Genomic DNA, 26,900 nt, shown 5'->3' with positions numbered 1-26,900 from the left:
GAAAAGAGGGATGTCCTTCCTCCGGTACCTGAACGAGGTACGCGTCGCCCACGTCTACCAGGACCTGGTGAACACAGAGGAGCCCATCTCCTACATCATGGAAAAAAACGGATTTACCAATCAGAAGCTCTTCAACCGCACCTTCAGGGAGCTCTACGGGACGACGCCCTCGGCGGTGCGGAGAGGAGATAAAAAGTACAGCAAAAGGGGCTGCCATGATGGCATGCCCCTCTGTTACTTTATTACTTGTTCTCTTTTTTTCTTTTAGCGCTGACTGCAATAACCACAAGCGCAGCTACCATAACTGTCATTACCGCAATTGCGGATTGGGTGTCACCTGTTCTCACAGCTTTAGCTCCTTTTTGATCAGAAGCTGTTTCCGCTCCATTTCCGGAAGACGAAGACTGTCCATCTCCACTGCCTCCACCCGGTTTCTGCTCCGGCTGTTCTTCAAACACAATCTGTGCTCCTTCCAGCACGATATTTTTTAAACGCTCATAGCAGTCTTTGTCAGTTACAATGAGTTTTACGATCACACCGTTATCGGCAAATGCATCCTCTTCAATAATAGTCACCCCATCCGGAATGTTGATCGACGTCAGGGCATTTCCAGCAAAAGCTCCCTCGCCGATCTTCTGGAGTTTTTCCGGAAGTACAACCCCTGTAATTCCACATCCTTTAAATGCCCCAGGTGCGATTTCTGCCACATCAGTTCCTTCCGGTGTCTGCGACGGGATCACCATATAAGGATATACTTGCAACACTTCTCTTCCTTTATCTGTCAGGCCAGTAACAGTTGTCCCCTCATAAGTAAAACAGTCTGTTCCCCATTGTCCCTGATATACAATGCGGTGAGAACCTGAGTTTCCAAATTTTAGATGTTCCGGATTCATTGTATAGCACACTACGATATGGTCTCCATTGGTACCACTGTTCCCGTAAAATGGTTCTTCCCCCATTTCCTTGAGGCTGGATGGGAGCTGCACGCTCTCCAGATATCCTTCCTTAAACGCATATTTCCCAATCTTCTCAACCCCCTCTTCCAGAGTAAGGTTCCTCAAAGTGATAGCCTTGAAAGTTCCCTCGAAAGCAGACTCTCCGATTTCCTTGACACTTCCAGGAACTGTCAGCTCTGTCAAATGGTGAAGATGGAAAGCCCTTCTTCCTATCTTTTCCACGGAAGCCGGAATCTCCAGACTTGTCAGACGTGCGCCCGCAAAGGCCATTTCACCGATTTCTGTTACTGTATCCGGAATCGTCACCTGCTCCAGACGAATATTCATCGAAAAGGCTCCCTGCGGTATTACGGTGACATTCCTTGATAACGTAAGATCTATGATATTATTCTCGGAAAAGGCACCCGCTCCCAAAGCAGTCACCGTATCTGGGATAACAACTTTTGTCAGTTTATTTCCATGGAACGCACTTTCTCCAATGTCTGTAACAGCAGCGCCAAATCCCATTTCCACAAAATTGTTGTATTCAAAGGCCTTCTTTCCAATCTTTGTGACAGTCTCTGGAATTGACACTGTCTCCATCCCGTTTGGCGAATAAACACTGTCTTTCAGCTGCTCAATCTCATCATCCGGGATTTTGAACGCATTTTCTCCTATCTCTGTCACAGCCTCTCCTGTCTCAGGATTTATCTCTGGAAGTACAAGATTTTTTACTTCTTTTCTCGTCACATTTCCTTTGTCTGACCAACCTGTCAGCACAGATCCGTCAAATGTAAAGTCATCATAGGACCACCCTGTGCCGATCAGATTACTGTATACTACTTTATGTCCTTCGCTCTCCGGGATGAATGTATCTGTCTTCTGCAAATGTGCCGGATTCTTCGAGTACAGGATAACCTGTCCCGCTGCTCCGTCCTGGAAAGTATTCTCAGCAAGAGAAACCAACGTAGAGGGAATTTCCACAGTTGTCAGCGCACATTTTCGAAAAGCGGTTCTTCCGATTTCTTCCAGGCCCTCTCCTAAAACCAGCGTCTTAAGGGAGGAAGGTGACTGCTCAGAATATTGTGAAAATGCGCTGGATCCAATACTCTTTACGCTTCCAGGTATTGTAAGTTCTGTCAGCCGATTCGTTGCAAAAGCATTTGCACCGATTTCTGTCACTGTGTTTGGAATCACCAGAGATTCCACCGGTGCCCCGTTAAATGCCATTCTCCCAATTTCTGTGACTCCTTCCGGAATGCTGACTTCTTTTACCGCAGTCATCGCAAACACGGACTGTTCAATCTGTGTCATATTTTTAGAAAGAGTCACTTTTTCCAGATCAGTGCATGTTGCAAAAGCACCTGCCCCTACTTCTGTCACACTGTCAGGCAAAACTATTTCTGTCAAGCCAGATGCCCGGAAAGCTGCACTTCCAATTGTTGTCAGTGTAGATGGCAAATCCAGTTTCGTCATAGTATTCTGCGCAAATGCACTATTTCCGATTACCTGCAGCCGCGACGGAAGCGTCACGTTTTCGAAGGTCTCTCCTTCTGCTCCAAAGGTTCCATAAGCTCCTCCGTTTCCAATCTCCGTCACATATTCTCCGTTCGGCGTCAGATCCGGTATTCTCAGGTTCTGGTCCACTGTACGCTTGGCCTGTCCAGCCTCGGAGAGTCCGGTAACTTTTGTACCCTCGTAAGTGAAATGGATCGTGTTCCAGGGCTGTTCAGCCGGATCCTGTACACCAATTACCAGTTTCTGTACATTGGATTTGTTCCCCGTATTGTCAATGTGGGCGATCTGAGCCTCTGAATTCAGTACCTCATCCCCATACATATAGACGATACCGCCCTTCTTCTCCGCAGATGAGCCCTCAGTCACTGGCTCTTTTCCTGTATTCTGTAAAAAGGCCCATTTATTGACTTTTTCCGTCCTGTCAGGAAGTGCAACGGATACAATCTGATTGATTGCAAATGCCTGCGCATCTATATTCATCTTAAAATCGCATGTCGCAGGGAAGTCCACTATTGTAATCTGATTCTGAATAAAGGCTCCCTGCTCAATCCACCAGACAGTCTCTGGCAACGTCACATGTGTCAGTTCATTTTTGGCAAATGCCTGTCTCCCGACAAGGAGAACGCCTTCCGGCAGTGTTATCTCTTTCAATCCCTGGCCGTAGAAAGCCATACCCATAATCAGAAAGTTTCCTCTTTCATTCTTATCGGACAGCCGGCCCTCATATGCAGCTTTTACATTCTGTGGGAATGTAACAGAAGCAATCTTCTGCGGCATAGTATCCGCATCATATTTAAATGCATTGTCAGCTATAGCAGTCACCTGCCGTCCCTCCGGATCTTTTTCCGGAATGATAAGTTCCGGGTTTCGTCCCAGTTTCTTCAGGCCATTTTCTGTGAAGCCGGTCACTCCCCAGCCGGATACCTCCACCTCTTCTGTCATGGCCACATCATACAGCTTCTTCGGAGTAACCTCTCCATATGTAAAATCATAAGCACTCCACACCGTGTCGGACGGGTCATCCCTGAGAACAAACTTGTGATATTCTGAATCCGGGAAATTCGTCTTATCCGAAATCTGTGACTCATTCACATAGACCAAAGTCACCATTGCCTGCGTGGAGTCCGAATACTCTCTCGTAAACACATTCGCGGGAAAGGCCTTCACTGTCTCCGGAAGATCCAGGATCTCTACGATCTTATTCCTGAACGCATAGGAGCCTATCTTTTCCAGGCCCTCCGGAAGAGTGACTGTACACACAGTATCTTTCAAATAGTTTTTTGTAGAGAAAGCATAGTTTCCAATTTCCTTAACCGTAGACGGGATATTAATCTGAGTAAAATTGTTACCGGCAAATGCATTGTTCCCGATGACGGTAATTCCTTCAGGTATCTCAATCTGTGTAAGTCCAGCCATCCACTCGTCTGCCGTGCTACATCCGAATGCGCCGGCTGGTATCTCTGTCAAGCCTCTGGAAAGGATGATCTGCTCCAGCTGAGGATTAGTGCCAAATGCACCTCCTCCCAATGTCACTACGCTGTCTGGAAGAATTACACTGGTCAGTTTATTTCTCTGAAATGCGGCAATACCGATTTCTTTTAAGGTCAGCGGAAATTCTATTCTCTGGATACCGCTGTTGCAAAAAGCCCTGTTGCCAATGCGTTCCAAATAGCAAGGAAGTACTACGGATTCAAACTGCTCGCCTTCTGCTGCGAAGAGTCCCGTATCATTTGTGGTATCTGCCAGCTCTGTTATATACTCTCCTGATGCATTCCTGTCAGGGAGAACAAGATTTTTATTCACCGCTCTCTTCCCTACTCCTGAAGGTGACAGTCCTGTAATCGTTGTCCCTTCAATAGTGAAATCATCAAGGCTCCATGTCTGGTTCGCATTTGGGTCTTCCCCTACGATCAGACGCTGATGATAGGACTTCTGGGAAGGTGCTGTCCTGTCAATATGGTGTATTCTTTCCATATTCACAAGATTCGGATTGTCCGTGTACATATACACAACGCCGCCAAACTTGGCCCCTTCATTTTCAGGCGCATCCGCCGGGCAGTCTTCCATACCCGGATTCCAGTAGAACGCTCTCTTATCTACTACCTCCGTATAGTCGGGCAGACGTACAGATTGAATATTGTTCTGGGCGAATGCCATGGCATGAATCTGTAACTGAAAATCACATGTCTTTGGAAAACCAACCGTTGTAAGCTGATTCTTAGCAAACGACTGATTTTCAATCCACCAGATCGTGTGAGGCAATGTCACACTCTTCAGCTGATTGCTTGAAAATGCCATGGACATAACTGCGATCACACCTTCAGGGAGATACACCGAGGTGAGGTTATTTCCATAAAACGCAGACGATCCGATGACAAAATTTCCCCGTCTGGTCACCACATGAGTGACCGTATCATTGTAATCCACCATCATACCTGTAGGAAATTCTACCGTTTCAAGTCCCATATTCTTAAACGCATTGCTGGCAACTCCTACGAGAGTCTCCCCATTATCGTCCGTAGATGGAAGCACAAGATTTTTATTTGTTTTTACTTTTTCCTCGCCATATTCGGAGAAGCCGGCAATGGCCCGGCCTTTAATTGTAAATTCTCTTGTGTAATCACATCCATTTAACGTCTGTTCCATTGTTGTGTAAGTAAAGTCTTCTGTTGTCCATACGCTATTTTCAACATTCGTATCCGCCTGAACTGTTTCATTAGCGCTTTGTTTCTCAACTGTCTTCCCTTTATTTCCTAAAATAACTTCCGGCTGTTCTGTATCATCACCTGATTCCTCTGCCTTTGTGTCTTCTTCTGGCTGACCCGAATTATCTACAGTCATCTCCTCTTCAGGCGTATTATCCTCAATATCAGTACTATTTGGCTCATCTTCTAATATCTCATTGGCATCCGTCGTCTCCAATATGTTATCAGAAGACAGCGTCGTTTCCTCTCCTGGAATATCAGCTGCAAATGCCGGCATCGCCATAGATATCGACAAAATCACGGCTAAAATCCCACCTGCTAGTTTTTTTCTTTTCATTTAATTTCCTCCTAATGACCCATCAATAAAAATTCTGAATTTTTATCATTTCCCCCTCTCCAACGAAAAAATTTACGCTTTATTTTCAGAATTTCTTAGTTTGAGAATACCAGATATTCAGATAAGTTTGAAATCTTTCATTTCTATAAGTAATTCTTATTTATTTCTTTTTTCTATAAATATTTTCTCAAAAAAGAAAAACCATTTTAATTTGGTCCGGCTCTAAAAAGTACGGCCGTTTACAAAAAAATCTTCGTCAACTTCCGCTTATAGCCGGGTGCCACAAAACGGAAATCGACGAAGATTTATCCTTACATTATTTTGTTTTCTTGACTATACGCCGAACCATTCTTCCTACGCGCCTGAATGGTTCCGTATATCTCCAGCTGCTTGAATTCCGGTATTGATCTATCAGATATTCCTGCATGTTTACTTTTTCCTGATAAGCAGCCAGCTGCCTCTTTGCCTCGGATATTTTCTGTTCCAATATAAAATCTGTATACCAGTGGCCCCGATTCCAGGAATAAATTTCCTGCAAGGTAAGATCAAAATGCCTCTCCAGGACTTCAACAGCCCCCTCTATTTTCAAAACTTCCTCTAACTTATTTATGCCTGGAAGCCTCATTTCTGGGGAGTCATCTATGCAGTGCATTAAAAGAAACGCTTTTTCAAATTCCAGTTCAAGATGAGATGAAGAAGTTTTCTTCTGAAATTCCGATTTAAAGAACAGCAGCATCTGTTCGTCGCTCAGGCGATCTATCATCTGCTTTCGGATCAGCATCTGCTCGTTAAAAGAGCGGATCAAGTTCTTTTCTGTCGCGCTGCTTACCTGTTCCTGCTTATTTATATCCCACCGGAACCGTATCAGTTTTTCCGGCAGAACATATATAGGATGTTCAGTGACAATACGCACCCAGAGATCAAAATCAGCAAGCTGGCAGTACATCAGGTTAAAACCACCCACCTCATCCATGACTTTTTTTCGTACAAGTGCAGATGGATGGCACACACAGTTCCCCTTATGCAGAAAAAAATGCATCCAGTCTTTCTGATCTTCATAATGGTTTTCAAACAGTTTTTCCATGGGTAGACACCGCTCAGACAGATCATTCCCCTCATTGTCGATTAAAGTAACTTCTGTAAAACAAGCGCCAGCCTCTGTATGCTCCTCCATAAACCTCATCTGTTTTTCCAGTTTGTCCGGCAGCCATTCATCATCACTGTTCTGGAATGCCACGTAATCGCCTCTGCAATTCTGAAGGCCATAATTGGCGGCATAACAGTAAAAACGATTTTTATCCATCTTTATATAGCGGATCCTTGGATCCGGATAGAAAGCCACGAGTTGCTCCGTGTTGTCCGTCGATCCGTCATCCACAATGATCAGTTCCCACTCTGTATATGTCTGCGCTATCACACTGTCGATCGCACGCTTCAGATATTGTTCTCTGTTATATGTACACATCAATATACTGACCATTTTGCCTACTCCACTTCTCCAACTACCGACCAGCGCCAGAAAGACTGGTCATAATTCCATGTGTTCTCGTATCCACACATTTCAAGGACCAGTTGGGTGTACGCTGAACGAATGCCCCCTGTGCAGTACGTAACAACCTTATCATCCTTATCTACACCGGCACTCTCAAACATTTCGATCAGCTCTTGATTGGGCTTCAGTGTCCCGTCTTCCTGAAACAGATCTGTATACCGGACATGGATGGCTCCCGGAAGATGGCCGCCCTGTGCCTCATTGTACAGAATTGCGCCATTATATTCCTCGTCTGTCCTCACATCCACGATTGTATAATCATCATAGTTTTCCTGCAGCTCCTCTGTTGTCATTACATGTGTGTTGTCAATTTTGTCAACTGTAACTTCTCCTGGCTCGGTGCCGGAGGCGAACAGCTGTGTCTCTGCTCCCGCAGCTTTTGCCGCTGCATAACCCCCGTCTATCATTTTGACGTCCGCAAAGCCTGCTGCCAGAAATTCCCACACGAGGCGGGCATCATCCCCCCATCCGTCCACAGTATCGGCAAATACAATGATCTCTTTATCTTTTGTGATCCCAAGCTCTCCCAATCTTTTCTCCAGATCATCCGGCGCAGGAATCTTTCCCCAGCCCGCATCACCGGCCTGTCCCTCCTGACACGTACAGAGATCCTGCCAGGTCGTGGCTATAGCACCTTTCAGTGTGCCAAGGACTGCCTTCTGCCACCCTCTCGCATCGATAAAGAGGGCGTCTTCTGCACCTATTCGATCTTTAGCATAATCACCGGTAACCACATATTCTCCATGAAAATGTCCGTCGTCAGGTATGGTTTCTTCCTCTTCCACCTTATCCTCTTTCTGTTTATACTGCACATCATCATCTATTTTGTCAGTCACAGCCGGAACAGGATCGTCTGCATCGTTCCCACTACAGCCCGTTATCACAGCCAATACCGCCGTCAAACATAATACCAAAACTTTTTTTCTAAAACTCACTATTATTCCTCTCTCCCTCAACACCCTGTCTGCATATTTGCAACGCACTCCTTCTATGACAATACTTTTCATACAGACTATACTTGATGGTCTATAAATTTCTCAATCCTGTTTAGAAACTCCCAACTTAAGTACTGTTCTAGTTTTTCATACGTAGACCGGTTAAAGATTTCTTTATCCGGCTGCTGGTATTCTATCCATGCCATGGCACACCAGGTTATCCCTCTCAGGCATGTGACAGGGACATATACCATTGTTCTTTCTTTCAGACCCTCCGTGTTAAATCTGCCATCTACATATTTTATATATTCACCGATAAAGTCCTTCATTTCCTGCACAGTGAGGATCACATCCGTCTTCCAGAATGTGGTCGTGGGAGCCAGAAAATGTCCAAGATCCTGGGCCGGTTCACCGTATAACGGCTTTTCCCAGTCGATCAGATAGTTGTCCTTTTCCTCTCCGTTAATAAGAAAGTTTGTTGAATTCAGTTCTGTGTTGATACAGCAGCGATATGCCGGCTTATCCAGGCTGTCTGCCTTTTCCCATACCTTGTCCAGCATTTCACGGATCTTTGCAGCTTTCTGCCGGTCTGCCAGCAAGGAGCCCTCATATTTTGCAAACATTTCCTCACATTCTTCCAGTATGGCGCGGAGCTGGTTCAGCGGTGCGATCAGATGCGTATCTTCCGGCACGGATACACTGTGGATATCTGCAAGGCACTGTGCGGCGAAGACATTTTCTGTGCGGTAATCCAGGACATGTCCCGGGAGATATTCCATCACCATCACACCGTACGGTATATGCTTCAAAGATCCATCTACATACAATGGCTTTGGCGTACGTCCGGATCTTTCAAGCAGTTTCAGTGCTCGGTACTCGTACTCTATCTGATCATCCAAATGCATCTGGCTGCCAAAATTGACCCGAAATAAAAGTTTCTTGCCTGTCAGAGGATGGGTAAACAGATAGTTTCTGTTGTATTCTCCCTGTGCCAGCATGGTGTATTCCTCTGTTATATCTGCCGGAAGACCCAGCGCCTGTCTGTATGTGGGAAGCCCGGCATAGGCTATTAACTGTTCCATTTCATTCATAACATATTCCTCTTTCTGCAGGTCACTTATCTGATATCCTTGTACATCTTGGCAATTGTCTGTACAGGGATCTTGTCACGGTACATTTTTCGCATCCGGTTCATTTTCCACATCAGTTTCAGTTTAGGAATAGTTCCCTTTGGAAATCTCCGGTCAGATGTGTAGATCCTTTTTCTTGTCATCCCAAGACGTATCCCTTTCTCTTTCAGTGTCAGAGAGAACTGATAATCCTCCATGATCGGCATTTCAGGAAACATTCCAATATCAAAGAACAGCTTTCTGTCAACAAATATACCCTGATCCCCGAACATGACTTTTCTGTCCTTTACCCGGTGATTGGATATGATCCGGCACGTAAACATGAAAAAATTCCGGGAATGAAAAGCAATCCCAAAGCATCCTGCCCGGTGATCTCTCATGACCTCCCGTATCTGGGCCAGAGGATGCGCCGGGAGCTCGCTGTCACAGTGAAGGAAAAAAAGGACATCACCGTGACTTGCTTTCGCACCGGCATTCATTTGAGCCGCACGGCTTTTTGGAGCATGTAATAATGTGAAATCATTTGAGATCTTATCCAGAGTATGGTCAGTACTGCCTCCGTCTACCAGAATAATCTCACACTTGCCCTTCAGTTCCCTGAGCTGATCCTGCAGGTATCCTATCGTCTTCTCTTCATTATACACAGGCACGATAATGGAAATGCGGCTGTTAGACGCAAGATATTTCCCTGTCTTTGATCCTTTCAGGAAATCATCTGCACGCATACGATCCCTATACCCCTGAAGGTCAGCCGGTGTGTCCATATCCTGCAATTCAGCCGTATAGCCGATAGAAACCCCGAGACTTCGAAGTCTGCAAAGGGTTTCCTCAAATACTGTACTGACACCATATTGTTCCAATCCAAAAGCTTCTTTCCACGGCTTTTTCATGCCGATCAGGTAATAGCCGCCATCTTTTGTTTTCCCAAATACAATATCATGTTCTACAAGCAGATCAAACGCCCGGATCATGTGCTCAGCTCTGAGCTCCGGGACATCGGTACCGATCAAGATACAGCTTTTGTATCCCTTCTCAAGCACTTTTTCTATAGCGTGGTACATTCTCTGCCCCAATGTATCCCCCTGCTGTGGAAAGTATTCTGCATCTCTGCCGAAAATATCCCGCAGTATCCCTGTTTTCTGTTCATCCTCTGGTGTATAATTCACATACACATCCTCTCTGCACGCCTGACAGGCTTCACATATATCCTGCAGAAAGTAAGTGTGCAACCTGGCACACTCTTTCCCGGACAATGCCGGCATCATACGCGTCTTTGTCTTTCCCGGCAGGGGCACACGTGTGAACACAATAATCGCTCTATCCATTTACAGAACCTTCTCCAGCGCCTCTATAGCAGCTTCCACAACCCCCGGACAGAAGTCAAGCAGGAGCCCTTCCTCCATCACCTTCTCGAGTTCCCCTGGTTTTCCCAGATCATACCCCAAAAGTTCCCGGCACATGCAGGAGGGATATTTCTGCTGAAAATAAGCCTTAAATTCTGCTGTTTTCTGCATCATAATGTTCTTCTGATCCATGTCGTCTTCCTTGCAATGACCATATTTCATTCCAAGAACCATCAAAGCTCCCGTAACTGCCCCGCAGGTTTCCCCGCACATCATCCCACCTCCGAAGCAGGCAGATACTTTTCTTGCCTCTTCTTCTGTCATTCCCATTTCTTCTGCAAATGCCCCGGCGACCACCTGTGAACAGTCTATTCCCTTTATAAACAACTCCCTGATCTCTTCTTGTTTCATTGTATCCTCCCTTACTCTGTTGCTCCGCCACAGCTGGATCCCTGCCCTGCTGTACATCCGTAGCAGTGATTTGCAAGACATATCTTCCGCTTTTTATAGGGTTTACCCACCATGTCAAAAATCGTTTCTCCTGTCAGGACAGGCAGGTCTGCGGCCTGATTAAAATCACAGTCGTACACTTTTCCGTCATATCTCACTGAAATCTGGAACCGGCACATAAGCCCCGGAAGAGTAGCTGTATTAAACGCATCAGAAAGCTTTTTCATATAACTTTCCAAATTTCCGCTTCTCTTCAAAAAGGTCTCAAAACGTCCCATAGGATTATTGGTGATCGTAAAGAGACTATTGAACACAATACCGTAGTCCTTCCACAATTTCATTTTATACTCTTTTTCCATAGCATCCTGTGCCGGCGGGAAAAATGCTCCGGCAGGATTATACACCATGTTCAGCACCAGATCCTCTTCTTTTCCATAGCCCAGCTTGTTGAGTTCCCGGATCACCTCTATAGCAGTCTCAAATGTGCCGTCTCCTCTGACCCTGTTCATCTCCTTGGCCCTGTAATAGGGGAGGGAGCAGACTACCTCCACTTTATGATCTGCATAAAATTTCGGCAGATGTCTATACTTCTCTTCTTTTAAAATAACAAGGTTAGTACGGACAATCACATGACTGCATATTTTACAGGACTCCTCCACAAGCCATTCAAAGTCCGGGTTCATCTCAGGTGCTCCTCCGGTTATGTCGATAGTGGACACCTGCTGCTCCCTGCAGACTGCAAGGCAGGCCTCCATGACTTTTCGGGGCATGATTTCTGTTCTGCCCGGTCCCGCCTCTACGTGACAGTGTTTACAGGCAAGGTTACACAGTCTGCCCACATTAATCTGCATAACATCCAACTTATCTGTTGTATATTTATATTCCTCCGATGTAATCCTGTCCTCAAAATCAGGAATACACTTTAATCCTCTTAAATCTTCCAATGCCTGACTCATATTTTTACAGCTCCAGTTTCTTTACAATATTTTTCATTTGCACACCATGCACCAGTGTAGCTCCCCCTCTGATCGCAGCCGCTACATGAACAGCTTCTATCATCTGCTCTTCGCTGACTCCCTTATTCAGGCAGTCGTTTGTATAAGAGTCTATACAGTAAGGGCACTGCACCGCATGTGCTACAGCCAGTGCGATCAAAGCTTTCTCTCTTGCGGTCAGAGCTCCCTCTGCAAACACAGCTCCATAATAGTCAAAAAATTTCTCTGCCAACTGGGGAGCCTCCTCGCCAATCGTACCAAATTTTGCAAGATCCTCCGGGTTGTAATAAGTTTCCATTACTCATTTCCTCCTTTTTTCTTTTGTCTATCCATATATATTTTTCTGATCATAACAATCAGAGCTGATAGAGCAAACAATATCATTAAAGCTGTCACAAACATTTGTGCACCGCCTGTCAACATTCCTCCCACATAGGAATAAACAATCGTTGCAGGCAACTGTCCAATACCTGTCGCGATAAAAAAAGATCCAAAAGACATGGATGTAAGCCCCGCCGCATAGCTTACGATATCAAATGATACAAATGGAAGTAAACGGCATACAAGGACTGTATTTTTCCCATATTTCTCAAAAAACTCATCTATTTGTTTCAATCCGGCTTTACTTGTCAGCCGTTCCACCACATCTCTCCCAAGTATCTTTGCAATACAAAAGCATACAGCTGCTCCTGCCATAGCACTGGTCCAGGATAAAATAGCGCCCTGCCACCAACCGAACAGATTGGCATTGGCAAAAGTCAACAAAAAGGCCGGCAGAGGCGCTGCCACGGACTGAAATATCATCAGAAGAAAGGAAATGAGCGCAGCATATGCACCATATGATGCCACAAAATCCTTTACAACTCCAAAATCGCCACTCGCAAACATCTTAAAGACTTTATTCATATTCTCATTGACTGCCGGTATCAGATAATAGCATGCAACAGCAGCCGCTGCGCATAACAGTAAGATAACTTTTTTCATCCAGCTATTTTTCTTTTTTTCCATACGCTCCTCCCTGCCAGTACTTTGTCTTCATTCGATTTATCATTGATTTTGCAGTATCTGGTTTCTCAGTAATTCCCAGGATTTTCAGGAGAATGTGATCAGCCTGATCGAAGCCTTTTCTTGCAAAGCTTCCCGAGCAGGAAGCGCAGTATGTACATACATTTCCTCCCGTTGCTGCCGCTTTTACCATTTCCATCGCCAGATCCGCCTCCTTCTGTCCGGCACATCCCCCCAGTCCGCAGCACTGACTCTCTGTGATAATTTCCGGCTCTTCTTCTAAAAACGGGCGGATCGTACCTAGGATTTTCTCCGTGCCCCGATCCGGACACGGCGGAAAGATCCTGATTTTTTCCTTGATCTTTTCTCCGATCCCTAGTTCCCTCAGCTTGTCATAGATCATAACAACTTTTATATTTAGTCTCCCATTCAAATAGGCATAACAGTTTGGGCAGACCATAATAAGCTCATCCACATGCATAGCCTGCAGTTTTCGATCTATTCGGTTTACAATCTTCTGCGCATCTTCTTCCATCCCCAATTCTGCCACTGGTTTCCCGCAACAGTCAAAGACTATCCCAATCTCATCCTTTTCCCACAAAAGATCCGCAAGCAATCTTGTCGTTTCAGGATAAAAGGACGGAAAATTGCACCCTGGAAAAAGAACTCTTTTATATCTCCCATTCCGGTAATTCTGAAACATATAATCCTTTTTCTCTTTTATGAGCATCGCATAGCCTTTTTCTTTTACTCTTCCCTTATTTTCCCTTACCTGACTGCGTCTGAGATTTAATATGATCTCTCTGCCGTCTATCCCTTTTGGACATACCTGTGTACATTTTCCACAGAGGAAACAATGGTATGCCAATGGTTCTATCTTATGGATATCCCCAATGTCCATCTGATACTTTTCCAAAAACCGACAGCTTTTCTGACAAAGATGGCAGTGCACGCAGGCAGAGGGATCCGCGGTCTTCTTATTCTGACTCATCTGTCTTCTCCTGTATATATTTTTTCTTCAAAACCATTCCCACAAGGATCACCACCACCGCAATGGCCACCGCGATGCCTATGTAGAGCAGACGGTTCTCGGCGTCCGCCAGGCCGGCTGTCCCGATGGTGTACATAGCCGTCCCGGGGATCATGAACACAAAGGATCCCACCGTGTAGGTGGCAAAGCTGATGTCTGTCACACCGTAGGCAAAGTTCTGGAGATTGTAGGGAAAGACCGGCACAAGCCTGGTGATCATGAGGATAAAGATCTGGTTCTTCCCGGACTCGTCAAAGAGCCATTTTTTCAGATACCTGTTCTTCATAGCCGCGGGCCTTATGCTGTCCCGCAAGAAAAATCTTCCCGCCAGAAAGGCAAGCACTGCCCCGGCTGTGGCGGACAGGGCGCACAGCACCGTGCCAAGCGCCGGTCCGAACAAAAGACCTGCCAGTATGGCAAAGGTAACGCCGGGGAGGGCCAGGACCACGCTGCCAATCACCGTCACCGCCATGTAAATGGCGATGGCCCCCGCCAGATTGTCCTGTATCATGGTCTCCAAAAAGGCCAGGTTGTCCGTGTCCCCCAGGTAGGAGGACCACCCGAATATGTGGTTGAGGATCAGAACCAGAACCACCAGCCCCACAAAAATCCAAAGCTTTTTATTTTTCACCTTGCTCTCCCTCTGCTCTCCTCTTTGATATCAGCACGGCAATGCCTGTCTTGAGGATCTGGATCATCGCCGCCACAAGGAACAGGATGCTGATAAAATAGTAGTCTGTCATGACGTCCGTGGAGCATCCCAGTGTGTAACCCCCATACAGCGCCGTCAATGCGATCATGAGGGCCGTCATAGCCCCTGCCAGCAGGGTGGTCTCCCTGCGCTTTTTCAGGAAGAAGAGAAGGATCAGGACTGTCAGCAGGGCCGCCGCTGCCACGCAGGCCAGCTTCAGCGCCTCCACCGGGTAGTCCCTCTCCCAGGACATGTTCTTGTAATTCAGATACCTGACCATCCCCAGCTTCCGCCTTGCGAAATAATGTATGATCCAGGCGCCTGCATAGGCCCCGATCTCCAGGATCAGCGCCAGGATATATGCTATCTTTTTCATTGTCTCCTCCAGCTTTTGTCAGGATGCTTTTCGAGAGAAAAAGCGCTGCCGTCAGGTTAAACGGCAGCGCTTTTTGCATCCTGCTTATCATTCGGCAGATTATAATCCGTCAGCTCCTTATTTAGCAGCTTTATCTGTCGGCAGCTCGCCTACTGTCGTGTGCACACAGTCATCGCTTGCAGGGTCGCCTACCTGTACCGGATAATCGTCATGCATCTGCCACTCGTACCATCCGCCGTCATATACGGAAATGTTGTCGTATCCATTCTCGTACAGGACAAGGAAGGGAACGCTTGCTCTCCAGCCTGTGCCGCAGTAGAAGGAAAGCTCATTGTCCAGTGTGAAGTCACAGTCTGCCCACACTTCCTCAAAGCCTGCCAGATCCTTTACTGTTCCGTCATCGTTAAGGAACTGGTTTACATCGGAGGAGGAGTCTGAGCCCTTGCCCCACACGGCGCCCTCCGGCTCACCTGCCCTGTCAATGTAGTTGTATCCGCTTGTCTCGCCAAGCCACTCTTCCTCGCTGCGGATGCTGACAAGCTTAAAGTTGTCATCTGTCTCCAGCTTCTCTTTCGCATCTACTATATCCAGACGGTACTCCGGATGCGCGGGGGCCTCTACGCCGAAGTCATCTGCGGCCTCGCCCTCGTTCACATCTGTCTCTGTATCATAGCCCGCAGCCTTCCAGGCGTCAATTCCGCCGTTGATAACCTTGACATCCTCAACACCTGCCCAGAGGTAGGCAAATGCCTGTCTGGCTGTACCGCTGACGTCCGCTCCGTAGAGAACTACCTTTGTGTCCTTTGTGATGCCGTGGCTGAGCATGTTGTCCACTACCTCGTCCGCTGCCAGAAGGTTGTATGCACCCTCCTCGCTTCCTGTGGCGTCCTCCACCTCGCAGTTATCTACATAGATAGCTCCCGGGACATGTCCCTCATTGTAGGACGCGCAGTCTGCCACGTCGCCGTAGCCTACCTCCGCGATCAGGATATCCTCATATCCCTCCTGGTCACCGTTCAGTGCGCTCTGTACCCACTGGGGAGTTACATACACGGTTCTCGTCTCCACCGGCTCTGCTTCCACATTCTCTGCTGACTCATCTGTCGTCTCGTCTGTGGACTCCTGAGTGGTATCCTCCTTCGTGGATGACTCTGAGCCGCATCCGGCCAGCATAGCTGTTGTCATGGCCATACATAAAAGTGCCGCTAACACTCTCTTCTTCATAATACTATATACCTCCTTATGACTGTAGTATGTCCTCCATTATTATAGCCATTCATACCTGGCCCGTCCAATCGATAAGAAGTATATATAAACAAATTTATAGATAATATCTATATCCATCCGCGCGCCTTACAGCATCTCGATAAAGGCTGCAATACGGGTGTTCAGCTGTCCGATATCTGCCTGGGAGTAATCCGTCTCCACATTGATATAGGGGATGCCCTTCTCCTCATTGACAAATTTGCGGATGGCAAAGGATTCCACATTGTAGGTGTGGCACGCCTGGAGAGTCATCTCCACCACGCCGTCCACCTTGTACTCGTCGATCAGCCTTCCCAGGAGCTCAAAGCGGTTCTTGTCCGGTGTCATGACGGAGCATCCGATATTAAGATACCTCTCCGCCAGAGCCTGGTATACATCCGGCTCCTCCTCGTCCACCAGCTTGTCGATGGATTTGGCTCCGCTGCAGTTCTCAAAGGTGACTACAACTCCGCCGTTGTTCTCCACCGCGTCGATGATCTTCTCCGTGGCGCCGCCCACCGGGCAACCGGTGATGAGGATGCGGGGCTTCTTCTCCAGCATTTTCCCCTCCGCGTACTCCTTATTGATCTTCTCAACCAGGGCGTCTACCTCTCCCGGGATGGCCTTCCTGTCAAATTTGAAGGTGCTTCCGTACAGGACCTTGAAGAGATCGTGGCCTGTGATGGGAGCCGGGTCATTGCGCATCACTTCGTAGAGGTGCTTCAGGGATGTCCTGACCTGGTTGTTGACCCGGATGGCCTCCCGGATGTCGTCCTCTGTGATGGTAACGTCGAATTTCTTCTCCAGGTATTCCTTAAAGCGGATGATCTCCCCTTTCCAAAGCTGCAGAGCCTCCGGTCTCTGGGTGTTGGGCAGCTCCATGATAAATACATCCTTAAACTGGGACATATATTCATACATCTTCTTCTTTCCGTCGCAGGTCGTCTCACCCACAACCACGTCAGAGAAATAGAAGAAGGGACATTTGTCTGTCTTGGCAAACCCGTAGCTGGACTTGATAAGAGGGCACAGGTTCTTGGGCAGATCCCTCTCCGCGTCCGCTATGGTCTCATCGGAGGTGGAGCACAGAGACACTGTGGCGGCCCCCAAGGCCATGGCAATCTCCTGGGGGAAATAAGTACAGTAAGATCCCACAACGGGGACTCCCTGCTCCTTCAGCTTTTTCACCCCGAGGAAAGAGTTTTTCCTCTGTTCTGCAAATTCTTCAAATACTTCTGGTAAATCTTTGATCAGTTCCATTTTGTTTTATTTCTCCTTCCGTCTCTTTGTCTTCTCCTCCGCCAGCAGGGCCGCCCCCAGGGCGCCCGCATATCTGCCTCTGTCTGTGGGGGACACGGTCTTTCCAATCTTTTCGGACAGGATCTTTGTAAAATACCGGCTGTCCGAGAGCCCGCCCGTCAGGATGATCTGGTCCGGCAGATTCTTTCTCATAGCCAGCTGGGCCACCTTGGCCGCCACAGAGTCCACCACCCCGGCGGCAATGTCCTCCCGCCTGCGGCCTTCACCGATATAGTTGATGACCTCGGACTCGGCGAACACCGTGCACAGGGAGCTGATGGACAGGGTCTGTCCCGCCTCCGCCATGTCGAACAGCTCGCCCAGATCCACTCCCAGCCGGTTGGCCATGATCTCCAGGAACTTCCCGGTTCCCGCGGAGCACTTGTCGTTCATGAGGAAGTCCTGGACCGCGCCGTGGCTGATGAGGATCACCTTGGTGTCCTGTCCTCCCACGTCGATGACCGCGCAGTCGTCGCTTCCCATCTCACGGCCTCCCCTGGCGTGGCAGGTAATCTCTGTGATGACGTAGTCGGCGTACTCCACCGCCACGCGCCCGTAGCCGGTAGCCACCACTTTAGCCGACTCATCCGACACGTCAACGCCCTCCTGCCCAAGCCGATCCCTGATGATCCGGGCCGTCTCCTTACTGCTCCACCCTGTAGGGAGCGTGAAAGCCATCTCATGGTCTCCCCTGGCCACCACCTTGGCAGCTGTGGAGCCTATATCAATGCCTATGTAATCCATTTTCCTGTTATCCTTTCCACCTTCTGTCAAAGGCTTGTCCTTTTTTCTCAGCAGTTTATCAGCAGTATCTGTCACGGCCCGGGTTCACATCCTTCTCCACCGCCGCGATATCCAGTATCTCAATGCCGTTCTCCTGCACGCAGCCGCGAATCCTCTCTATATCCTTCTCCTTCACCAGAAGGGAGATGCCGCAGCATTTGCTGGCACTTCTCGGGGTGGGCGCGATGACCGCACCCACCCCCTCTTCTTTCAGCTTCTTATAGAGCCTCATCCCATTGTCATGGTTTGGGAAAAGCACATAATACTGTATCTCTTTCATTCTACTCTCCCAGCATCTCGATGAAAGCGCTGATCCTTGTGCGGAGCTGCTGCGCGTCGCTGTCCACGTAGTCTGTCTCAATGCCAAGAACAGGGATGCCGGCCTTCTGGAGCTCTCTCTCCACTGTGTATCCCTCCACATCGTAGAGGCTGCAGAACTTCAGGTTCACGTCAATAACGCCATCCACCTTGTACTCCTTAGCCAGGCGGATAATATCGTCAATCCTTGCGTGGTTGGGAGTGAAGCATGCACAGTTAATGCCCATGTATCTCTCCGCCAGGGCGTCAATCTGCTCGTCCACTGTGGTCTTTGTCTCGTCTACAAGACGCTCAAAGTAGCGGGTTCCCGTGCACATCTCCTCGCAGACTACGGCGCCGCCGCTTGTCTCCACCAGGTTGTGGATCTTCCAGTTAGGGATGGCCATAGGCGTACCTGTCAGCATGATCCTCTTTGTTCCCTCCGGGAACACGCTGACGCCGTCTGCCACCCTCTTCTCCAGCTCATCGCAGAGCTTGTTAGTCATCTCAGTAAATCTTGTAGGATCGTCGTAGAAGGCGATCTGAGAGATGAGGAGCACATCCTTTCCGCTGATGGGGAGCTTGTCGTTCTTTCGGAAAGCATAGAGCCTCTCCAGGGCCTTTCTCTTGTTGTTGATCATATGTATGCTGGCCGCCAGCTTCTCCGCCGTAATCTCGTTTCCGGTAAAGTCCTCCACTACTTTCTTGAAGGTGCGGATCTCATCGGCCCAGGAACAGACATCCTTCTCTCTCTTCATCTGAGGCAGATCCATCACATGCACCGGCACATCCTCGGCCAGGATCTCCCAGGCCTTCTTTTTGCCGTCGCAGGTTGTCTCACCCACATACATATCCGCGATGCGGAAGAAGGGGCAGGTCCGATCCAGCCTTGCGCCCACAGACGCCTTGATAAGGGGGCATGTGTTGGTGGGAAGGACCTTCTCTCCTCCCGGCACCCAGAACTGGGAGCCTCCGCACAGCCCTGTGGCGATGGCATCTGCTGCGAACACGATCTCATCGGGCACGTACACACAGAAGGTGCCGAAGACCTTTCCGCCCTTTTTCTGGTGCTCGATGAGCTCCGCCGGCCTCACACCGTGGATCTCCGCCACCACAAAATTATAATAGTCCATAGACTCCGGCCTGTTTTCCTGGGAGAGATAGACATCCCCAAAGGCCTGGGGCAGCACCTCGCAAAGCTGGTCGTGCGTCTCAACATCCATACCAAGATCTTCCCACATTTTTCTGTAATCAGCCATAAAAAAACCTCCTCTTGCGTATCTGAATATTTTCAGAATAGTCCTTTTATAACCGTAACACTTTTACAATTATGGGACAATGACAAGAGCGAGGTTTGCTATTGATTTTTATAATGTATACTTTTATATATAGGTTTTCTCTATTATAATATGCGTTTTTCTGTCCTGGGAAGAGACGCTCAGTCCAGTATGCTGTGGAGAGCCCGGACGCAGCGGTCAATCTCATCCTCTGTGTTGGCGGCGCTGAAGGCAAACCGGACCGTCCCCTGGGGGAAGGTGCCAAGAGCCCTGTGGGCCATGGGCGCGCAGTGGAGCCCGACCCGGGTCATGATGCCGTACTCCTGCTCCAGCCGGAAGGCAGTCACCGCATTGTCCCTTCCCTCAAAATCCAGAGACACAACGGCCACTCTCCCCTCTGTCCCCTGCCTTCCCGCGATGCGGACGGAAGGAAGCTTCTTCACCTCCTCCAGGAAATAGCCGGTCAGCTCCAGCTTCCTCCTGCGGATCGTCTCCAGCCCTGTCCTCTCCAGGTAGGAGAGGGCCGCGTGGAGGCCGATGATGCCGGGCAGGTTCATAGTGCCGCTCTCGTACTTGTCGGGCAGGGTGCGGGGCATGTCCAGGCTGTCAGAGCTGCTGCCCGTGCCCCCCGCGATGAGGGGCTCCATCTGCCCGTCCAGCCTGTCGGAGATGAGAAATCCGCCCACCCCCTGGGGGCCCAAAAGCCCCTTGTGGCCTGTGAAAGCCAGGAAATCCACGCAGGCCTCCTCCATGTGAAGGGGGATAGTCCCCGCGCTCTGGGCTGTGTCCACCACAAAGAAGACGCCCCTCTCCCGGCAGATCCGGCCAATCTCCTCCACAGGCACGATGGTACCGCACACGTTGGAGGCGTGAAGGGCGATGACAGCCTTCGTATCCTTTCGGATCATCCCCGCCACGTCAGAGGCCCGCACATTCCCCTCCCGATCCGTGGGGATGCACTCCCAGGCCACGCCCTCCCTCTCCATGCACCGGAGGGGCCGCATGACCGCGTTGTGCTCCATCCCGGTGACAAGCACATGATCCCCTCTCTTCAGAAATCCCCGGATAAAATAGTTCAGGGAGTGGGTGATCCCCGGCGTAAAAATGACCCGACGGGAATTTTCCGCGTGGAAAAGCCGGGCCAGCTGATCCCTTGTATCCAGCACCGCCGCCTCCACCTCGTAGGCTCCCTCGTAATTTCCCCGGTTAATGTTGAAGGCCCCCTCTGTCAGGAGGTGCCCCACCGCCTCCGCCACTCCCGGTGCCTTGGGCCAGGAGGTGCTCCCGTTGTCAAAATAGATCCTGCCGTTTTCTCCTTCCATATTCCCCTGCCTCCTTTTCTTTCGCGCTGTGTACTGTACTCATTATAGGTCCTGCCGCTCATTCTGCGCAAGATGCTTCTTCAGGGATTATAAAAATGACTTTTGCCGCGCCCCGCAAAGGGCTATAATAGAGAGGAGTGAATAGAAGGAGGATTTATTCCATGATCTACAGAAAAGAGTATTTTCCCCAGTTCCGCGAGTCCGACCACACCGGGCTTGTGGGAGCCGGCGGCTATTTTGAATATTTTCAGGACGCGGTGACCGCCTACATGCACACTCTAGGCAAGGGCAACGACACCCTGCCAGAGGACTATGGCATCTGCTGGGTCTTCACCAAATATAAACTCCACATCGAAAAGCGGACGGGCTATGACTCCCCCCTGGAGCTTGCCTCCTGGGTGGAAAATCCCCGCCCCTCAGTTCGGTTCCACCAGGCCTTCACCGTCTCCCGGGGGCAGGAGCTCCTGGCCAAGGGGCGGATGGAGAGTTGCCTGTGCGACCTGAATGTCGGGAAAATCTGCACCCCGCAGGACATCGACTATCCCACAGACACCGACGAGGGCACTGCCCTTGAGCTTCCTCCCTTCCAGCGTTTTCCCAAGACCGCGGAAGGCATGGAGCTCTGCTATACCCACACTGTCCGCTACACGGACCTAGACAAGAGCCGCCACATGAACAACCAGAAGTACATTCCTCTCTTTCTCAACGCCTTTGATCTGGATTTCCAGATAGGAAAGCAGATCACAGACTTTGAGATCCACTACCTGCGGCAGTGCTTTGAAAAAGAACGCATTTCCATCTGGCGCGCAAAGAGAGCGCATGATTTTCTCCTGACGGGTGTAAAGGAGGACGGGACTTTGGCAGTCCAGGCCAGCATCACCTTCCGGGAGGAGGCGTGCAGCCATGCATAGTCCCCTGCCCCCCTCTGACACAGCTCCCAATTTCGACCCATGTGACCTTTACCGGGACTGCACTCTCTGTCCCCGCATGTGCCATGCCAACCGGTATGTCCGGACCGGCATCTGCGGCTGCGGCCCCGAAATCAGGGCGGCCCGGGCGGCCCTCCACTTCTGGGAGGAGCCCTGCATCAGCGGTCAGGATGGCAGCGGCGCTGTCTTCTTCTCCGGCTGTACGCTGAAGTGCTGCTACTGCCAGAACTATCCCATCAGCCGGGGGGAAGTGGGAAAGGCCATCTCACAGGAGCGGCTGGAAGAGATCTTTCTTGAGCTGCAGGACCAGGGCGCCCGAAACATCGACCTGATCACCGCCACCCAGTTTCTCCCCTCCATCCTGCCGGTCCTTGAGAAGGTACGCCCGAAGCTGCATATCCCTATCGTCTACAACTGCGGCGGCTACGAGAGAGTGGAGACGCTGCGGATGCTGGAGGGGTATGTGGACGTGTACCTGCCGGATCTCAAATATTTTTCCTCACAGCTGTCGGGAGCCCTCTCCGGCGCACCGGACTATTTTCTCCACGCCTCCGCTGCCCTGTCGGAAATGATCCGGCAGACCGGGACGCCCGTATTCGATAAAAACAAGATGTTGGTCCGGGGAACCCTCATACGTCACATGGTCCTCCCTGGCCAGAAGGAGGACTCCATCCGCCTGCTTGGCTGGATGGCGGAAAATCTTCCAAAGGGCGGCTTCCTCCTAAGTCTCCTGAGCCAGTACACTCCCTTCTTCAAGGCAGCAGAGCACCCTCAGATCAACCGCCGCCTCACCTCCTACGAATACGGGAAAGTGCTGGGCGCGGCCCTGGAGCTTGGTCTGGACACAGGCTACATGCAGGAGCGATCCAGCGCCAGGGAAGAGTACACCCCTCCCTTTGACCTGGAGGGGCTGTAAAAGCAGACAGGCTCTCCTATGAAACTGTCTCCCGGAGGAACCGATCCACCTCCCGGTTGAAGGCCTCCGGGTTCCCGGCCGCGATAAAGTGGTCTCCCGGGATGATGCGAAGCTTTGCCCCCGGTATCTCCGCCGCGATCAGCCTGGTGTGCTCCTCCCGTATCATATCCCTCTCCCCTGCGATCACAAGCGTAGGGCTCTGGATGTTCCGGAGCTCTTCCTGTTCTATATTGGGGTCCTTTACCATGAGCCGCAGCAGCTCCGCGTTGGCCCTGGCCTTCCCGCTGAAATGGCCGAAAAAGTAAGCCGCGTAATACCCCAGGATAATGGGGATCTGGACCGACGGCTTCACTCCCCGGGACCACAGGTTGGCCCCGTTCAGGATGAGACGATCCACCCTTTCCGGATACCGCAGGGCAAAGATGAGCGCGATATTTCCCCCGTCTGAAAATCCCAGAAGGTCCGCCCTCTCGATCCCCATCTCCTCCATAAATTCCCGGAGATCCTCGGCGAACTGGCGGATGGTAAAGGGCGCGGTGCCCCGGGGCGATCTGCCGTGTCCCCTCGTGTCCACCGCGATGACCCGCCGCGTCTGTGAAAAATAGTCCATCTGGCTCTCAAAATAGCTGCTGTCCTCCCCGTTTCCGTGGAGGAGGATCAGGGGCTTGCCCTTGCCTTTTTCTTTGTAGTACAGGTGTGTCATAAGCAAATTCTCTCCTGTGTTTTCAATGGATTTTTATTGCACATGTAAAATTTTTTATGTCTCCACATCTTGTCAGAGAAATACTGTTTTGGTCGAATAAAAACAGGCACTGTCAGGAAAACGGTAGGCGGTTAGTCCTTCAACAGAGGGACTGAACCCTCTGATTACATAGAAATCTCTGAAAAGGGAAATCTGCGGAAAGGAGGGCTGACTTATGAGTGATTTCGAAATGCTCTCCCTCGTACTAATGATACTGAGCATCATTGTTACGATCTTGATAGCGTATATCAATCATACAAAAAAGTAACCGCCCTCGGCAAAGGTTTTCGGTTACTTTTTTGATACCTTAAATTCTTTGGACCAGCCGCTTATCGGCAGTGTCTTTTTCTAGTCTCATTCTATCAAAGGATTATCTGCTTGTCAAATTCCAACTTTCCATAAGAGTATTTCTACTTTTAAAAATGTTTTTATGCAATCCTTTTAATCTTCCCCTGCAACCTGCTGAATATAGATATCATTTTCATCCATTAGGCATTTGACCGGCTTATTATACAGTTTGTTCACCATTTGAATATTTTTAACAAATGGGACTGTGACGTTCATATGTTTTTGTATCAGACCATTTAAAGCATCTATAGTTCGGTCTTCCTTATATTCTCCCAACTTGTCTCCTGCTTTAATCAGGTTTTCGTCCAATTGAGATTTACTAATAATGGGAACCTTGGCAACAATGTTCCCCATAAACTTACTCGCAGTTGCTAGTCCGGTTATCATTCCAGACTGAACGGATGATTTTGAATAAGACTCCATCAAATTATAGCACTCTGTATAAAGTATCCGATACTGATAAGAGTATTCTGCGATACAGTGTTCAACATTGTTCAAATAATCTTCGTTAAAATTCCCTAACAACATCACTTCCAGAAAAGTAGAATATGCATATAAATACAATGCCAGTTGATAATCTTTAAATTGTGTCTGCATTTTTTTCAATATACTTTTGACTTCCAAATCACTGTGAATAGAAGAACGTTTTTTCAGTCCTTTAGCAATCTGCTCTCGACAAAGAACAATGCTTGCATCTGCTTCCTTTTTAATCTCTTGAACGAGAATATGTTTATTTGTCTTATACTTCTCGTTCTCCCAATTATACTTAAAATTATTTATTATATCCTCAAGAACATTTAAATTTCCCTGAAGCGTTGCGCGTTCTTTTTCTTCTAGAAATTGCAAAATTTCTTCCTGGGTTTCCTGTATTGTATCTAATTTCTTTTCGATATTCATTAGGGCAGCAGCCATAAACAACATGGTCGGGTCACAGGCGAGCGTTGTCATCCGTGCTTGTCCTCCGCCAACACCTCCGGTAGAAGATTTCAAACTACCAACAAACTCCGTGCTTCCGCTGGCGTTGAACATCTGTTTTCCCATCGTGTTCACAAAATAGATACCTGATCCACCACTACCGCTAATAGCCGTCTGAATTGCCGTTGTCAAAGGCCGGAACGCAACGCCAAGCGCACAGAGATCTGACAAGGGAATTTTTGTAGTATGAGTCATTTCAAAATCAAGTTTTGACCTTATCGGAAGCACCTCGACATTCATCATAACTTGCAAATCTTTCTCAGACTCATTATTCATAATATTTAACCTCCTATATATCTATTTATTAGAGAACTTGTAATTCAGGATTTTCTGCAAAGACTTTTTCAGAACGTTTCCATTTTTACAATCATCCCCTGACAAGCTGATATAGATTTTCCCTGCTTTGCCATTCTAAAAATCACTCCAAATCCCTGTAACTCAAACATTTTCAGAGATTTCTGAAGTCTATTTTTCATGCACCACCTGAAAAACATAAAACTTCAGATAATAGCTCTCATCCGCCGCCCACAGGATCGGATGATCCGGCGCCTGGGTCCGGAACTCTACCTGCCGCAGGCGCACGTGGGCGTTCCTGGCCGCCTCCCGGATGGTCTTTGTAAAGAGCTCAAAATCCATAAAGTGGGAGCAGGAGCAGGTGGCGAGAAAGCCGCCGTCCTTCACCAGCTTCATGCCCCGCAGATTGATCTCCCGGTAGCCCTTCACCGCGTTTTTGATGGAACTTCTGGACTTTGTGAAGGCCGGCGGGTCCAGCACTACCACATCGTACTTCTCTCCCTTCTCCACCAGGGAGGGAAGCAGATCAAACACGTCCGCCTCAAGAAATTCCACCCGATCTGACAGTCCGTTTAGCTCTGCGTTCTCCCGGGCCTGGGCCACCGCAAGGCCGGAGGCGTCCACACCGAGGACGCTCTTGGCCCCGGCAACCCCCGCGTTCAGGGCAAAGGAGCCTGTGTGGGTAAAGCAGTCCAGTACCCGGGCTCCCCGGCACAGCTTCTGGATAGCCAGCCGGTTGTATTTCTGATCCAGGAAAAATCCGGTCTTCTGTCCGTCCTTGACATCCACAATGTATTTGACTCCATTCTCCTCTATATGGACAAAGGTGTCAAAGGGCTCCCCGAGAAAGCCCTTTGTCTTTCTCATGCCCTCTTTTTCTCTCTCCTTGGCGTCGCTCCTCTCGTAGATGCCCCGGATCTCGACGCCGTCCTCTGCCAGGAGTTCCTTCAGCATGCAAAGCAGCCTCTCCTTGTACCTGTCCATTCCGAGGGCCAGGCACTGGAAGACGAGCACGTCCGAGAACTTGTCCACCACCAGGCCCGGCAGGAAATCCGCCTCCCCGAAGACGATCCGGCAGCTCCCTGTGTCCACAGTCCTTTTCCGGTACTCCCAGGCATCCCGCAGGCGTCCCCGGAAAAAGTCCTCATCGATCTCCTGGTCCGGGTTTCTTGTCAGCATACGGATGCGTATTTTGGAGTGCATATTGATAAAGCCCCGTCCCATGGGATAGCCGTCAAAGTCGTGGACCATCACAACATCTCCGTTTTCAAAGGCTCCTGTCACGCTGTCTATCTCATTGTCAAAAATCCAGGCGCCCCCCGCCTTCAGCGTGCGCCCTTCTCCTTTTTTCAGTACTGCCAATGCTAAACTCATATCTTTTCTCCTCGTATAATAAGCCTGTACCCCAGATATACAGGGGTGGGATTATTCACTTTTAATGGTATAGAGGAGTCATCCCTCCGGAGGTTCT

General features: G+C 49.2%; 24 protein-coding genes. 3 read left to right on the top strand and 21 right to left on the bottom strand.

The genetic code is table 11. From position 1 onward, the window contains the following. The first annotated feature begins 10 nt into the window (after window positions 1-10). Window positions 11-268 carry a helix-turn-helix domain-containing protein gene (locus NI21_RS0109095; RefSeq protein ID WP_033125923.1) on the top strand — a complete coding sequence of 86 codons (258 nt, stop codon included), beginning with the start codon at window positions 11-13 and terminating at the stop codon, window positions 266-268. Here NI21_RS0109095 and NI21_RS0109090 read toward each other — a convergent pair. From NI21_RS0109090 to NI21_RS0109005, 18 genes are all read right to left on the bottom strand, one after another. Then, entirely contained in the window at window positions 243-5,495 is a 5,253-nt protein-coding gene (locus tag NI21_RS0109090; protein WP_033125922.1) for a leucine-rich repeat domain-containing protein, read from the bottom strand. The two genes, NI21_RS0109095 and NI21_RS0109090, sit on opposite strands and share 26 nt — an antisense overlap. 316 nt (window positions 5,496-5,811) lie before the next feature. Next, window positions 5,812-6,975 (bottom strand): glycosyltransferase, encoded by a 1,164-nt coding sequence (locus NI21_RS0109085; RefSeq protein ID WP_033125921.1) that lies wholly within the window; start codon window positions 6,973-6,975, stop codon window positions 5,812-5,814. A gap of 5 nt (window positions 6,976-6,980) precedes the next feature. After that, window positions 6,981-8,054: a sulfurtransferase gene (locus NI21_RS0109080; RefSeq protein ID WP_081958028.1), complete on the bottom strand. Its 1,074-nt coding sequence runs from the start codon at window positions 8,052-8,054 to the stop codon at window positions 6,981-6,983. A gap of 5 nt (window positions 8,055-8,059) precedes the next feature. Beyond that, entirely contained in the window at window positions 8,060-9,073 is a 1,014-nt protein-coding gene (locus NI21_RS0109075) for an aminoglycoside phosphotransferase family protein (protein ID WP_052084029.1), read from the bottom strand. A gap of 26 nt (window positions 9,074-9,099) precedes the next feature. Further along, window positions 9,100-10,437, bottom strand: a complete 1,338-nt coding sequence (locus NI21_RS0109070) for a TIGR04283 family arsenosugar biosynthesis glycosyltransferase (RefSeq protein WP_033125920.1) — start codon at window positions 10,435-10,437, stop codon at window positions 9,100-9,102. Next, window positions 10,438-10,866, bottom strand: coding sequence for a C-GCAxxG-C-C family protein (locus tag NI21_RS0109065; RefSeq protein ID WP_033125919.1), 429 nt, complete (start codon window positions 10,864-10,866; stop codon window positions 10,438-10,440). It abuts the gene before it with no gap. An 11-nt stretch (window positions 10,867-10,877) separates the two neighbouring features. Further along, a complete protein-coding gene (arsS, locus tag NI21_RS0109060; RefSeq protein ID WP_033125918.1) occupies window positions 10,878-11,861 on the bottom strand; it encodes an arsenosugar biosynthesis radical SAM (seleno)protein ArsS in 984 nt (327 codons plus the stop codon). Between the two features lie 4 nt (window positions 11,862-11,865). Further along, complete coding sequence (locus NI21_RS0109055) at window positions 11,866-12,198, bottom strand: arsenosugar biosynthesis-associated peroxidase-like protein (protein ID WP_033125917.1); 333 nt, start codon at window positions 12,196-12,198, stop codon at window positions 11,866-11,868. Beyond that, window positions 12,198-12,908 carry a TVP38/TMEM64 family protein gene (locus NI21_RS0109050; protein ID WP_033125916.1) on the bottom strand — a complete coding sequence of 237 codons (711 nt, stop codon included), beginning with the start codon at window positions 12,906-12,908 and terminating at the stop codon, window positions 12,198-12,200. Before NI21_RS0109050 ends, NI21_RS0109055 begins: the two co-directional genes overlap by 1 nt. Further along, window positions 12,889-13,896 carry a (Fe-S)-binding protein gene (locus NI21_RS0109045; protein ID WP_033125915.1) on the bottom strand — a complete coding sequence of 336 codons (1,008 nt, stop codon included), beginning with the start codon at window positions 13,894-13,896 and terminating at the stop codon, window positions 12,889-12,891. Before NI21_RS0109045 ends, NI21_RS0109050 begins: the two co-directional genes overlap by 20 nt. Next, window positions 13,883-14,566, bottom strand: coding sequence for a TVP38/TMEM64 family protein (locus NI21_RS0109040; protein WP_033125914.1), 684 nt, complete (start codon window positions 14,564-14,566; stop codon window positions 13,883-13,885). Before NI21_RS0109040 ends, NI21_RS0109045 begins: the two co-directional genes overlap by 14 nt. Continuing rightward, on the bottom strand, window positions 14,556-15,002 hold the full coding sequence (locus NI21_RS0109035) for a hypothetical protein (RefSeq protein WP_033125913.1): 447 nt from the start codon (window positions 15,000-15,002) through the stop codon (window positions 14,556-14,558). The genes NI21_RS0109040 and NI21_RS0109035 overlap by 11 nt, the downstream gene beginning before the upstream one ends. 117 nt (window positions 15,003-15,119) lie before the next feature. Further along, a complete protein-coding gene (locus NI21_RS0109030) occupies window positions 15,120-16,226 on the bottom strand; it encodes a sulfurtransferase (RefSeq protein ID WP_033125912.1) in 1,107 nt (368 codons plus the stop codon). Window positions 16,227-16,355: 129 nt separating this feature from the next. Beyond that, complete coding sequence (locus NI21_RS0109025) at window positions 16,356-17,507, bottom strand: double-cubane-cluster-containing anaerobic reductase (protein WP_033125911.1); 1,152 nt, start codon at window positions 17,505-17,507, stop codon at window positions 16,356-16,358. A gap of 6 nt (window positions 17,508-17,513) precedes the next feature. Beyond that, window positions 17,514-18,290 carry an acyl-CoA dehydratase activase gene (locus tag NI21_RS0109020; protein WP_033125930.1) on the bottom strand — a complete coding sequence of 259 codons (777 nt, stop codon included), beginning with the start codon at window positions 18,288-18,290 and terminating at the stop codon, window positions 17,514-17,516. Between the two features lie 58 nt (window positions 18,291-18,348). Beyond that, window positions 18,349-18,609 carry a DUF3343 domain-containing protein gene (locus NI21_RS0109015; protein WP_033125910.1) on the bottom strand — a complete coding sequence of 87 codons (261 nt, stop codon included), beginning with the start codon at window positions 18,607-18,609 and terminating at the stop codon, window positions 18,349-18,351. Between the two features lies 1 nt (window position 18,610). Beyond that, on the bottom strand, window positions 18,611-19,885 hold the full coding sequence (locus NI21_RS0109010; RefSeq protein WP_033125909.1) for a double-cubane-cluster-containing anaerobic reductase: 1,275 nt from the start codon (window positions 19,883-19,885) through the stop codon (window positions 18,611-18,613). 179 nt (window positions 19,886-20,064) lie between these two features. Next, window positions 20,065-21,225 (bottom strand): aminotransferase class V-fold PLP-dependent enzyme, encoded by a 1,161-nt coding sequence (locus NI21_RS0109005; protein WP_033125908.1) that lies wholly within the window; start codon window positions 21,223-21,225, stop codon window positions 20,065-20,067. Between the two features lie 161 nt (window positions 21,226-21,386). On the opposite strand from NI21_RS0109005, the gene NI21_RS0109000 reads away from it, so the two are divergent. Next, window positions 21,387-22,136, top strand: a complete 750-nt coding sequence (locus tag NI21_RS0109000; RefSeq protein WP_033125907.1) for an acyl-ACP thioesterase domain-containing protein — start codon at window positions 21,387-21,389, stop codon at window positions 22,134-22,136. Continuing rightward, window positions 22,129-23,070 (top strand): radical SAM protein, encoded by a 942-nt coding sequence (locus NI21_RS0108995; protein WP_081958027.1) that lies wholly within the window; start codon window positions 22,129-22,131, stop codon window positions 23,068-23,070. Before NI21_RS0109000 ends, NI21_RS0108995 begins: the two co-directional genes overlap by 8 nt. A gap of 16 nt (window positions 23,071-23,086) precedes the next feature. Here the strand turns inward: NI21_RS0108995 and NI21_RS0108990 are convergent, their stop codons facing one another. From NI21_RS0108990 to NI21_RS0108980, 3 genes are all read right to left on the bottom strand, one after another. Then, a complete protein-coding gene (locus tag NI21_RS0108990) occupies window positions 23,087-23,773 on the bottom strand; it encodes an alpha/beta fold hydrolase (RefSeq protein WP_033125906.1) in 687 nt (228 codons plus the stop codon). A 480-nt stretch (window positions 23,774-24,253) separates the two neighbouring features. Then, window positions 24,254-25,411, bottom strand: a complete 1,158-nt coding sequence (locus tag NI21_RS0108985) for a hypothetical protein (RefSeq protein ID WP_033125905.1) — start codon at window positions 25,409-25,411, stop codon at window positions 24,254-24,256. 189 nt (window positions 25,412-25,600) lie between these two features. Beyond that, window positions 25,601-26,803, bottom strand: coding sequence for a class I SAM-dependent rRNA methyltransferase (locus NI21_RS0108980; RefSeq protein WP_033125904.1), 1,203 nt, complete (start codon window positions 26,801-26,803; stop codon window positions 25,601-25,603). Window positions 26,804-26,900 lie beyond the last annotated feature (97 nt).

It is taken from the genome of Eubacterium sp. ER2 (assembly GCF_000765215.1).
Taxonomy (GTDB): domain Bacteria; phylum Bacillota; class Clostridia; order Lachnospirales; family Lachnospiraceae; genus Claveliimonas; species Claveliimonas intestinigallinarum.
This window is presented reverse-complemented; position numbering and strand designations above follow the sequence as displayed.